General features: G+C 38.0%; 11 protein-coding genes. 10 read left to right on the forward strand and 1 reads right to left on the reverse strand.

Annotated features, from left to right (window positions below):
• Positions 1-3 precede the first annotated feature (3 nt).
• From HMPREF9171_RS111230 to HMPREF9171_RS111190, 10 genes are all read left to right on the forward strand, one after another.
• Entirely contained in the window at positions 4-1,500 is a 1,497-nt protein-coding gene (locus HMPREF9171_RS111230; RefSeq protein WP_001008311.1) for a distal tail protein Dit, read from the forward strand.
• Positions 1,491-5,318 (forward strand): glucosaminidase domain-containing protein, encoded by a 3,828-nt coding sequence (locus HMPREF9171_RS111225; RefSeq protein WP_000260408.1) that lies wholly within the window; start codon positions 1,491-1,493, stop codon positions 5,316-5,318. The genes HMPREF9171_RS111230 and HMPREF9171_RS111225 overlap by 10 nt, the downstream gene beginning before the upstream one ends.
• Before the next feature lie 12 nt (positions 5,319-5,330).
• Positions 5,331-7,322, forward strand: coding sequence for a DUF859 family phage minor structural protein (locus tag HMPREF9171_RS111220; protein WP_000214874.1), 1,992 nt, complete (start codon positions 5,331-5,333; stop codon positions 7,320-7,322).
• Positions 7,310-7,726: a DUF1366 domain-containing protein gene (locus tag HMPREF9171_RS111215; protein ID WP_000369342.1), complete on the forward strand. Its 417-nt coding sequence runs from the start codon at positions 7,310-7,312 to the stop codon at positions 7,724-7,726. Before HMPREF9171_RS111220 ends, HMPREF9171_RS111215 begins: the two co-directional genes overlap by 13 nt.
• 22 nt (positions 7,727-7,748) lie before the next feature.
• Positions 7,749-7,877, forward strand: coding sequence for a hypothetical protein (locus tag HMPREF9171_RS1000000114185; protein ID WP_000973384.1), 129 nt, complete (start codon positions 7,749-7,751; stop codon positions 7,875-7,877).
• A gap of 8 nt (positions 7,878-7,885) precedes the next feature.
• Positions 7,886-8,188, forward strand: a complete 303-nt coding sequence (locus HMPREF9171_RS111210; protein WP_001017824.1) for a hypothetical protein — start codon at positions 7,886-7,888, stop codon at positions 8,186-8,188.
• A complete protein-coding gene (locus HMPREF9171_RS111205) occupies positions 8,181-8,408 on the forward strand; it encodes a phage holin (protein WP_000609114.1) in 228 nt (75 codons plus the stop codon). Before HMPREF9171_RS111210 ends, HMPREF9171_RS111205 begins: the two co-directional genes overlap by 8 nt.
• 127 nt (positions 8,409-8,535) lie before the next feature.
• On the forward strand, positions 8,536-9,879 hold the full coding sequence (locus tag HMPREF9171_RS111200; RefSeq protein ID WP_000257245.1) for a GH25 family lysozyme: 1,344 nt from the start codon (positions 8,536-8,538) through the stop codon (positions 9,877-9,879).
• 365 nt (positions 9,880-10,244) lie between these two features.
• Positions 10,245-10,757 carry a PBECR4 domain-containing protein gene (locus HMPREF9171_RS111195; RefSeq protein ID WP_000634506.1) on the forward strand — a complete coding sequence of 171 codons (513 nt, stop codon included), beginning with the start codon at positions 10,245-10,247 and terminating at the stop codon, positions 10,755-10,757.
• A 158-nt stretch (positions 10,758-10,915) separates the two neighbouring features.
• Entirely contained in the window at positions 10,916-11,116 is a 201-nt protein-coding gene (locus tag HMPREF9171_RS111190) for a CsbD family protein (RefSeq protein ID WP_000076696.1), read from the forward strand.
• Positions 11,117-11,156: 40 nt separating this feature from the next.
• Here HMPREF9171_RS111190 and HMPREF9171_RS1000000113265 read toward each other — a convergent pair whose 3' ends face one another.
• Positions 11,157-11,327: a hypothetical protein gene (locus HMPREF9171_RS1000000113265; protein WP_000356856.1), complete on the reverse strand. Its 171-nt coding sequence runs from the start codon at positions 11,325-11,327 to the stop codon at positions 11,157-11,159.
• Positions 11,328-11,717: the final 390 nt, after the last annotated feature.

Genomic DNA, 11,717 nt, shown 5'->3' on the forward strand with positions numbered 1-11,717 from the left:
ACAATGAATTTTGATGGTATAGATCTATCTAATGTCATAGAGATACACGACATCAAAAGAGACGTCGGAAATACACGTAATGTTGTTTCAAGTAGCGCTTTAAAAATTGGCGAGCACGTTCAATCTGTACACGTTGGAGCTAAAAAAATAAGTGTTGATTTTTCTATTTGGACCAGAAATAGAAACGAGGTAAAACATAATTTAGCGAAGGTTTTCAACAGAACCACACCTAGAAAATTGTCTTTTTCTGACGAACCAGATAAATATTACATGGCAATAGTTGTAGATGACATACCGATGGTTGAAGATGTTATCAAGCGTTCAATAGGGACTATCACTTTTTTAATTCCAGACGGTGTTGCACACTCTATCACTTATAAAAAGTTTTTGGATTATACGCAAGAAGGCAACAAGCTTATTTTTAGTTTGCAAAATGATGGGAATACTAACGCTTATCCAATAATCAAAATAAAACACAACTCCGAAAATGGCTATATCGGCATCGCAAACGAAACAGGTGCTTTTGCACTTGGATCACCCGAAGAAGAAGATGGGACTATCGTTCATCGCAACGAATCCCTTTTTGATTACTCAAAAGCTATTGCACAAGCTTTAGAAGGTGCGCCAAATGTTGCAAAACTCAACTATATGCCACCAACATACGACACAGAACTTAAGCGGATGCGCATTGATAACATCTTAGGCTCTGGTAAAGGCGGTGAATATGTTGTTATTGGAAATAGAGGCACCACACCGGGATACACAGAACATGTTGGGACTCGAACGTTTATTATCAATCCTGACTCAAACGGAGAATACACTCTCAACGAGCATCTGTGGTGGAAACAGATTTTTATTGCTACCGCGCAGGATCAAAAAGGATTTTTAAAGCTTTGTGTGACAGGTGAAAACGATGAATTTTTATATGGCATAGAAACTTACAAACGTAAAAACGGCTTTGAAACAGAGTATAACTTTTTTGCGCTTGATGATGACGGTGTGGGCTGGAGATTTTACAAGCAGTTTGAATTTCAGGCAGATAGAAATTATCACAATCCTTTTTCAATGAATAGAAGTAGAGCGGTTGAGATTTTTAGAGAAGAAGATAAGTTTCGTATTTACTTTAACGGTGCGCATCATCATGTAACTGTTCCGTCCCTTAAAGGAAAAAAATCCCGCAAGATACATCTTGCAATGGGGACATGTAGTGATAGCTCTAAATATATCAACTACAACCTGTTTGAAAAAGTCAATTTTGAAAAAATGGGAGTGTCTCATTACAACAATATCGTCAATAAATATCAACCAGGGGATGAGGTTATCATTAACTTTGAAAATGATACAGTCAAAACCAAAGAGCTTAATTCCTTACAAGACATGGTTTTAGGCTCTCAACCAATATCTGTACCGCCAGGAGAATCAGAATTGGTTATCCAGTTGTCTAAATTTTCTCAGTCTGCACCAAATGTTGAAATTCTTATGGAAGAGAGGTGGTTGTAATAACTCTAGTAATACACGACGCAAAGTTACATCCAGTTTTGCTTTTAGACAATGATAAACAAGGAGCACTTAATTATTATGATGATTTGTGGACTAGACAGCTCACAACTGGTTCGTCAGTCTTTGAGTTTTCAGTTTATAAAAAAACGCTGCTCGGTGACAATCCACTTAATCACAAATATCATGCACTAAACGATCAAGCATTTGTCTCTTTTGTGCACAAAGGCAAAGTACAATTATTTAACATCATGCAAGTCGATGAAACAGAGACAAAAATACGTTGCCTTTGCGAAAATCTTAACTTAGAGTTACTCAACGAGTATTGCAACGCATATAAAGCGACTAAAGCGATGTCGTTTGAAGAGTACCTTGTGCAATTTGATATTTTAAACTGGGGTGCTTTGACGATTGGCACAAACGAAGTCAAGGACAAAAAACTTACCTTGGAATGGACTGGTCAAGATACTAAGTTAGCTCGTCTTTTGTCGATTGCTAATAATTTTGACGCAGAAATCGAATTTGAAACTCAATTACACAACAATCACACATTTAAAGCGTTTATTGTAAATGTGTACAAGGAATACGAAGAAGGGGTGTCTTATGGTGTAGGTCGTGATAAGACCGATGTGATATTACGCTATCAAAAAAATATTTCTGGGATAAGGAAAACAGTTGACAAGCGCCAGATTTATAATGCCATACGCCCGTACGGCAAAAAGACAGTCAAAGGCGAGCGCGTTATTTCTAATCCTGTAACTCGTAAAGTCACTAAAACGGTTGGTTCAAATCGCACGTACTTAGGCGGAGACCTTAAATATTATGGTCATACAATCAAAAAAGCTAACGTACAAGCTATTATTAACTACGCAGTGCAATATAATATTTTGCCAAGCGGAATCATATGTCAACTGTACCTAGAGAGCTTTTGGGGTGACTCAACTGTCGGTAGGCGTGATAACAACTGGTCAGGAATGACAGGTGGAGCACAGACACGTCCTAGCGGAGTAAAAGTCACTACTGGTATGGCTCGTCCTGCTAACGAGGGTGGAACATACATGCACTACGCAAGTGTAGATGACTTTTTAAAAGATTACACTTATCCTTTAGCTAAGCAAGGGATTTATAATGTTGTCGGCAAAAAGAACCTAGCGGACTACACAAAAGGACTTTTTAGAGCTGGTGGCGCTAAATATGACTACGCAGCAGCAGGTTATCAAAGCTACACAAACTTGATGACTAATATCCGCAATGGGATCAATAAAGTAACTGGGAATATCCTAGATACTATTGATAAGTTGTGGCAAACTCCTGTAAAGCCAATAACGTCAGTAACAACTGCGAAAAGAGCTACTAAGACAATACAAGCACTAAATGAAGCTACTAGACTTAAAGGTCGTAGAATCGGCTCGGGGCAATGTTACGCTTTGTCAGGTTGGTACGCCAAAAAGTTAGATGGAGCTTGGATTGATAGTTCTATCGGTGGTATCCGTGGTCGGATTGGCGGTGGTATGGCTGCTGCCTTAATCGGCACTGATTATAATTGGGGTGCATATGGGTGGAAGGTAGATAAATCACCTAACGCTAGAAACTTAAAAGCTGGTGGTATTTATAATGTACGAGCAAATCGAGGCGCTCCTTTTTATACCACAGGCTGGGGGCATACAGGTATTATCAAGAGTGTGTCTAAAACAAGAGTCACTGTCTTAGAGCAGAATTACGCTGGACGCATGTATGTCATGGAAAACTCGTATGAGATTAACGCTTTTGCTAGAGGATTACAAACAGTATGTTATCCACGTGAAATAGCGCAAGGAATGTCTGTTAACGGGGCAACAACACAGCAAGTCAGTGGCGGTACACAAATATCATATGAGGAAGTCGTGCAAGAAGCACAGACAGAATCATACGAAGAAGAACAAATCATCTACATTGACAACTCAATCTACAAAGAGTGGAAAGACGAAAACGGTAAAGTAGAGTACTATCTCAAAAATGGATTTTTGTACGCACCTTTATCAAGAGACCGTTATCCATCTGTTTTAACAGGTAACGAGACACGAGACAACTGGATACGAAAAGACATGGAAGTCGAGACTGATAGTCAAGAAGTCTTGATGTCAACAGGTCTAAAAGACTTAAAAGCACACGCTTATCCAGCTGTCACTTATGAAGTTGATGGATATGTTGATTTAGAACTTGGTGATGTTGTGCGAATACAGGACGACGGATACGAACCGCCGCTAATTCTCACAGCGAGGGTTATTGAGCAAGAAATTTCCATAACAAATCCCAGCTCTAACAAAACTAAATTCAGCAATTTTGTCGAAAAAGAAAGTCAGTTAGCTTCTGATTTAATTAGTGATATGTTGCGTCTTTATGACGAATCTATTCCATACGAGATACAACTAGCGACTTCAAATGGAGTTGCTTTTAAAAATGGTACTGGTGAATCTGTCTTAACTCCTAGTTTGCAAAAAAATGGGAAAGACTATGAAGCTGTTTATTTTTACAAAAATGGTGACTCGCTGATTGAGATAGGTCCGTCGCTGACAGTTAAAGCAAGTGACTTTAACCATGTTTTAAACATAACAGTCGAAGCTTACGTTAACGAGGAACTTGTAGCAAGTACGCAAATATCCTTTACAGATACTGAGGATGGGACTGATGGAGAAAAAGGCGATGATGGTAAGTCATCATGGACAGCGTGGGCTAATTCAGAAGATGGAAAAGTTGATTTTAGTATAACTGAGTCTAAAAATAGAAGGTTTATTGGAACTTATACTGGTATAGAACAATCAACAAACTATCTTGATTATAAGTGGACTGACATGGTCGGAACAGTTGTTGTCGGGACAAACAATCTAATCGATGGCACTAAGTCATTTAGTGGCACAGACTGGTTTACATCCGCAACGCTAGAAGACGAAAACATCTCTAATTATCCATTTACATTTAAAAAATGGATAAGCGGACAAAAGGTATCACACGCAAAAGACATTATTGTCGAGCAAGGTGTGACATACACTTTTAGTGCTTATGTCAAACGTGAGGAAGCAGGAAATCTGTATTTTTACTTGTACGATGAAACCGATGATTTTATTACTAGCGATACCCCACGAGAGACGATTATAAAAAACGTTGACTCAAATGTCAGACGCTTTGAAATCACCTTTACACCTACGAAAACAGGTAAGATTAGACCACGCTTCGCAATGATCGCTAGCGAACAAGGTAGTTTCAGTACTGGTGGATTTATGCTCGTTAGAGGTAACAAGACAGGAGACTGGCAAGAATCGGAAGCTGATAAAGCAAGTAATCTTGATTCGAAAGCTGACGGTGATTTTACTGTCGAGCAGTTAAACAAACTTGCCGAACGTGCTCGTATTGCGGAAGCTGAATTGCAATCTAAAGCAACGTTAGACACGGTCAATGGCTGGGTCAAGGCACTGCAAGACGAAATCAAGGCACGAGAAGAAGGACAAAAACTATCAGAACAAAAACTGATAGACGCTTCTAATCGCATGATAGCAGTACAACAAACAATTGGGGAGATGCAGATACGCACTGATTTTGTTAATAAATTTATGAGTCAGTCAGAGGACGGTCTTGTAATCGGACAAAAAGATGGAACGTCAAGCGTTAGAGTTGATAACGATCGCATCAGTTTTTACTCAAGTGGTAAAGAAGTAGCATATATAGCTCAGAGTGTGCTTGTTATCGATAGCGGTATCTTTACGACCAAACTACAAATTGGACGTTACCGCATCGAGCAATACGAGTTAAATCCGGACATAAATGTTGTTCGCTACGTTGGATAGGAAGGAGGTTAAATGACAACTTATTATAGTAACTCTGATAGGAGTTATCGCTTAACTTATATCGTTGACGAGGTCTCAACGTCAATCGCAGATAATAGTAGTCAAGTAAGATTCAGGCTCTATTTGACTTCTGGTACTAACAGTTATGCTCAGTATAGTTTTGGTGGTTATGCCTGGGTTGGCTCTAAATATGACTTTAACGCACCTTCCTCGATTGGTTTTAATGGCAATCAATTGTTGATTGATAAAACTATCAGAGTCCCACACGACGCAGATGGAAACAAAACAGTCGTTGTTGCTGCTAAGTTATTAGGTCCAGGCGGATACGCACCCGGAACGTTGACGATACCAGACCAACAATTTAAATTAACTAAGCTATCTCGTGCAAGTACTGTATCTGTATCTAGCGGCTATTTTGGAGATACGCTAAATGTTAATATCAATCAAAGCTCAAGTGGTTTTACACACGATGTCAGATATAATGTCAACGGTATAACAGGGGTAGTTGCTAGCGATATATCAGGCTCAACAACTTTTAAAACAAGTTTAGACTGGGCTAGTACGATTCCAAATGCAACTAGCAGCCCGGGAACAATATATGTTGATACAAAATCTAACGGTTCTGTCATTGGGACGTCGACCGCTATTTTTTATCTGACTTTACCTGATAGTGTTAAACCTAAAATTTCTAGTCTTGTTTTATCGGATACAAATCAAAAAGTATCTGCATTAGTAGGTGCTAATAATTTTGTGCAAATTGTGTCCAATCCAATTGTCACTTTTAATGGTGCTGCAGGAACGTACGGGTCGACGATAGCTAGTTATTATGCGGAGGTGGTTGGCAAAAACCAATCCACGCAGCAAAATGGTGGTCCGCTCGGGATATTTAACTTTAGTGGCAAAGCGACTATTAAAGCTACAGTTACAGATAGTAGGGGCAGGGTGTCAGACCCTGTGACAACAGAAATCAACGTTATACCATACTCCCCGCCAGCGTTTAGCTTTACTGTCACACGTGCAGGGGCTAAAAATGACCAGCTGGTAGTTACTCGTAATGCTAAAATCTCCCCGCTTATTGTCGATGGCGTACAAAAAAATAAAATGACGCTGACTTTTAAAACAGCACCACTTAATACAACGAGCTTTACAATAGACACATCAAACGCAAGCGGTACTTATACCTCTGTCTCAGAGTTGATTAACTCAACCGCTACACTTAGTGGCTCGTATGGAGCTGACAAATCATTTGATGTCTATGGTTTGCTTAGTGATGTTTTTAGCGCAAGCGGAGGCGGTACACCCGTTAAACGAACCGTATCAACGGAGTCTTTTCCGCTGTCGTGGCATAAAAACAGCGTCGGAATTGGAACATTACCAAAAATTGATGGCACAGGTTCTTTAAATGTCGCAGGAAATATTTATTCTGATGGTAAACCTATACAGCAAAAACAGCTAGCTTTAAATAATGGTGGCTCTTTTAGGCATGATGCAACAGATTTAAATACTCTACAAGATACAGGTTTTTATTGTGTTTCTTACGGATCTAACAGACCTTCTGGATCTGGACAAGGCTATGTAACAGTTGTAAGACATGAGACAGCCAACTATGCTTATCAACAATTTTACGACCGCACAAATAAAACTATATTTACGCGGTTGCTGGAAAACGGTGTTTGGAGCGGTTGGAGTGAGTATGTTAAAAAAGATAGCTTACCTAAAACGATAGACTCAGGCTGGCGGTCAATCGGAAATGGTTTTAGTTATAGACAGACAGGCAGTACAGTCACCGTTAAGTACGACTTTGCGACGAACGGCATAGATAAGTTGACGGTTGGCTCTATGCCTACGAATTTGATACCTAGTGACATGATGTTTGCGGTTACTGCTTGGACTGTACAACTGAATGTTTTAAATGTACAAGTGAGCGCAGATGGTCGTATTCTGTGGTTTAATCCGTCAAAATGGGCGGTTAATGTTAAAGGACAAATTAATTGGATAATTTAAAAGGAGGAAAACTATTGGAAATTTTAAACAAATATCCTGTAATGTTAGAAGATAATAGTATTAAAGAAGTTAAAGCTATTTTAAAATTCGAATCTAGCACAATCAAAGCAAATTTTGAAGTGACGCTACCAGCGGAAGAAAACGACAAGAAGTTTGCTGAAACTTTAAAAACGTGTGAAAAGCTTATCTTTGAGCAACTTTACAAAGACAAAGCAGAAGCAGAACAATTTGAAAAAATTAATGACGCAATTGCTAAGTCAAAGGCGCAATCAGATAAAGCGGAAAATATGATTAAACTGATGTCAGCAACTGTTAACGATTTGATTAAGACAATGGCTGACGGAGGGAAATTGAATGATACAACGCTTAACAACGCTAGCGAAAATAGCAGTACACATATTTAAAAACAAAAAAGGAGAAAAAACAATGATGATTAATTACTTTGCAATGCAGATTGAACTTGGGTGGATTACTATTGATGACGTTCCAGCTTTTTGTCGTGAGCGAGTACGTAAACTAATCGAAGTATCAACGGTTGGGACGGAAGAAAAATGAGGCAATAGATGAACATTGACATATTACAAATTGGTGCTGCGAGTGGGGCTATTTTATCGGTAATTGGCTTGTGGGCGTTTGTTGTCAATCCATTTAAAACTGCTATGCAAAAGAACGAGGATACAATGAGCGCCCTCAAAGACACGATAAAAGAGCTGGCTTACGAGCTAAAAGACTCACAGCGTGACCGAGAAAATATCCATAAAATTTTGGATATACACGAGCAACGACTCGGAAAGACGGAAGACGACATCATCGTCAACAAAGAGCAGATAAAAACATTATTTAACAGGAGAAATAAACATGATTAATTTAAAATTACGACTACAAAACAAAGTAACTTTGATGGCTATTTTAGGAGCTATATTTTTGCTAGCGCAGCAATTAGGTATTAAATTACCATCAAACATTGTGGATATTGCCAACACAGCTGTAACGCTTTTGGTATTGCTTGGAGTTGTTACAGACCCAACAACAAAAGGGCTATCAGATAGCGAACAAGCATTGAATTACCACGAGCCCAAAAAATAGGAGGATAAAAATGAAAGCAATCACACGATTAGCATTAATACTAGCAATTGCAATACTGTATGTGCCGTTATCTGTGATTGCTTTTTTTGCTTATCCATTTTATTTGATTTTTAAAGAGGAGGGATAAATGGCTACATACCAAGAATATAAAAGTCGTTCAAATGGTAACGCTTATGATATTGATGGCTCATTTGGTGCGCAATGTTGGGACGGTTATGCAGATTACTGTAGATTTTTAGGTGTGCCATACGCAAACTGTACAAATACAGGATACGCAAGGGATATATGGGAGCAACGTCACGAAAATGGTATCTTAAACTATTTTGATGAAGTGGAAGTTATGCAAGCAGGCGATGTCGCAATTTTTATGGTAGTTGCAGGTGTTACACCGTATAGCCATGTGGCTATTTTTGATAGTGATGCAGGTAGTGGATACGGATGGTTTTTAGGTCAAAACCAGGGTGGAGCAAACGGAGCATATAATTTAGTAAAAATACCATATTCAGCGACTTATCCTACTGCGTTTAGACCAAAAGTTTTTAAAAATGCAGTTACTGTTACAGGTAATATAGGACTAAATAAAGGCGATTACTTTATTGATGTATCAGCTTATCAACAAGCAGACTTAACTGCTACTTGTCGGCAAGCTGGCACTACTAAAACGATTATCAAAGTATCTGAGTCACTCGCTTGGCTGTCTGACAGGCATCAGCAACAAGCTAATACTAGTGACCCGATTGGTTATTATCACTTTGGACGATTTGGAGGAGATAGCAGCTTAGCGCAACGAGAAGCAGATTTATTTCTGTCCAATTTACCAAGTAAGAAGGTATCTTATTTAGTCATTGACTATGAAGATTCCGCAAGCGCAGACAAGCAAGCCAACACAAACGCAGTTATTGCATTTATGGATAAAATCACTAGTGCTGGTTACAAACCTGTTTATTATAGCTATAAGCCATTTACGCTTAATAATGTTGATTATCAGCAGATTATTGCTAAATACCCTAATAGTATTTGGATTGCAGGCTATCCCGATTATGAGGTTCGCTCTGAACCACTGTGGGACTATTTTCCATCTATGGACGGCGTGCGCTGGTGGCAGTTTACAAGCGTAGGAATAGCAGGTGGTTTAGATAAAAATATTGTATTATTAGCAGATGATAGTAGCAAAGTGGATATACCTAAGATTGACAAACCACAAGCACCACAAAGCCAGCTTACTTTTAATCAAAAGCTAGATACTAACACTAAATTAGACAACTCAAATGTACCTTACTACGAAGCAACCCTTAGCACAGACTATTATGTAGAGTCTAAGCCAAACGCAAGTAGCGCTGATAAAGAATTTATCAAAGCAGGAACTCGCGTAAGAGTCTACGAAAAAGTGAATGGATGGTCACGCATTAATGCTTCTCAGTCTGACCAATGGGTCGAAGATAAGTATTTAGCTAATGCCACACAAGTATAAAACAGGAGGTAAAGCTCCTTTAGATAAGACAAATGCCCTCGCTTTGCGGGGGCTGTTTTTTATTGCAAAAAATTTCGCATTTATTGACAAAAAGTTCAAGACATGTCATAATGAGGGTGGTTATAGAAGATAAATTTCGTTCATTTATCATCCTTTCTAACCCAACGTCTTCGTTGTTCGTTGAACCCGTAGTGATACGGGCGTATGACTGAAAGCACATCATACGGCTTGGCAGAGCTTAAGAACTGTTCTCTTGCGATAAGCCTAAGAAGCACAATAGAGAGTTAGAGTTTTGCACCTCTAATCGTCAGCCCTGACCGGAGGATATTTCCGGTCCGTGCTTTTTTTATTTTGTAGAAAGTTTTTTGATAGTGGATCTCAAAGAAATAGTTAATGATTATGAGCTAAATTTTTGTGGGAAAAGGTGTAAAGTTGAGACTAATTTTAAGCATTTACCCGAATTTATGATTTTATTTGATATAAGAGATTTGTATCATCTTCTAGGTATTCATAAGTTGAAAACAAAGTATCGCGCAACAAATTGGGTTGAAGCTGTGAAAGCAGATGTTTTCCTCTTATCGAATTATTCAAAACATCCAAATTTTAGAGAAGTTCTTCCTAGAGTCGATAATTATAATTTTTTATATGAAATATTCTATCAGTTTAGAGTTAACGTCTGTATTTTAGATAAGGATTTAACTAAAAATACAATGAAATTGAGTGTTGTTTTTTATAAAGACAACAAGAAGAAATTAGTTGTTGTAGGATTAAAAAGAGATGAGACAGGGGTCTTTAGGCCAGCTACGTTGCATGAGAGCCGAAACAACCCCTACAAGCGAATTCGGCATACTGCTATAAAATCAATAACTTGGATTTAGAACATACCTTTTGTGCTGATTACCTCTATTGACATACTCGCATAACCATGAGATAATCACACTAGCAAGAATCGCCTGACACTAGCGGTTCTTGCTTTTTTATTTGCTAAAGAAAGATATAGATGTTATGATTAATAAAAATAATAAGGAGGCACATTATGTCACAAGAAAAACTAAAAGCAAAAGTTGAACAAGCGTCAGGCAGTCTTAAAGAAGGTGCAGGGAAGCTAACCGGTGATAAAGAGTTAGAAGCAAAAGGATTTGTCGAAAAAACAATTGCTAAAGGTAAAGAACTAGCAGATGATGCTAAAGATGCTGTTGAAGAGGCAGTAGATGCTGTCAAAGAAAAACTGAAATAAATATTAACCGCTCTCTATTGAGGGCGGTTTTTTTGTGTGTCTAGAGTTTGCTTTCAATTAATTGTTTTAATTCTAATAAGTCTTCTTTTGTAGCATTTTTGTTAATAAAACTACGAGCAGTAGATCGTTTTGATAGATAGGTTCTATGTTCTCTATTGTTTTCTGCCCACTTTTTATTTGCTTTTTCTTGAGGTGTTAATTCTTTATCCATTTCAATCATCCTTGTTAATAAAGTAAAATACAACTAAACAAATTGCGAAAATAATCAAATATTTCATATTTGTCTTAGATATGATATACTATCAGTAGTGGCAAGGGGCTTGAGCCCCAAACTACTACTAGAACCTTATTTGAATCTCCGTGGCCGGTTTTTCTTTTTAGGTTCTTTTTTTATTGCTGTGATTATGCTTGCTATACCAATCAGTAGAGTTCCGATTGAAGTAAGCAAATCAGCAATTTCTGATATCCTCATATCTTCCTCCTTTCTATATATTAATTATAATACATGTACTATATAAAGTCAATACTTTTTTTAAAATATTTATCTTTTTGTCTATCAGAACAGAAAAATTTAAAATTGTCTATTTTTAGGATTTTTTAG

The organism is Streptococcus agalactiae ATCC 13813 (assembly GCF_000186445.1).
Classification (GTDB): Bacteria; Bacillota; Bacilli; order Lactobacillales; family Streptococcaceae; genus Streptococcus; species Streptococcus agalactiae.

Coding starts and splice junctions, on each gene's coding strand:
- HMPREF9171_RS111230 (WP_001008311.1), top strand. CDS start 4: ATGAATTTTGATGGTATAGATCTATCTAATGTCATAGAGATACACGAC.
- HMPREF9171_RS111220 (WP_000214874.1), top strand. CDS start 5,331: ATGACAACTTATTATAGTAACTCTGATAGGAGTTATCGCTTAACTTAT.
- HMPREF9171_RS1000000114185 (WP_000973384.1), top strand. CDS start 7,749: ATGATGATTAATTACTTTGCAATGCAGATTGAACTTGGGTGGATTACT.
- HMPREF9171_RS111210 (WP_001017824.1), top strand. CDS start 7,886: ATGAACATTGACATATTACAAATTGGTGCTGCGAGTGGGGCTATTTTA.
- HMPREF9171_RS111205 (WP_000609114.1), top strand. CDS start 8,181: ATGATTAATTTAAAATTACGACTACAAAACAAAGTAACTTTGATGGCT.
- HMPREF9171_RS111200 (WP_000257245.1), top strand. CDS start 8,536: ATGGCTACATACCAAGAATATAAAAGTCGTTCAAATGGTAACGCTTAT.
- HMPREF9171_RS111190 (WP_000076696.1), top strand. CDS start 10,916: ATGTCACAAGAAAAACTAAAAGCAAAAGTTGAACAAGCGTCAGGCAGT.
- HMPREF9171_RS1000000113265 (WP_000356856.1), bottom strand. CDS start 11,327: ATGGATAAAGAATTAACACCTCAAGAAAAAGCAAATAAAAAGTGGGCA.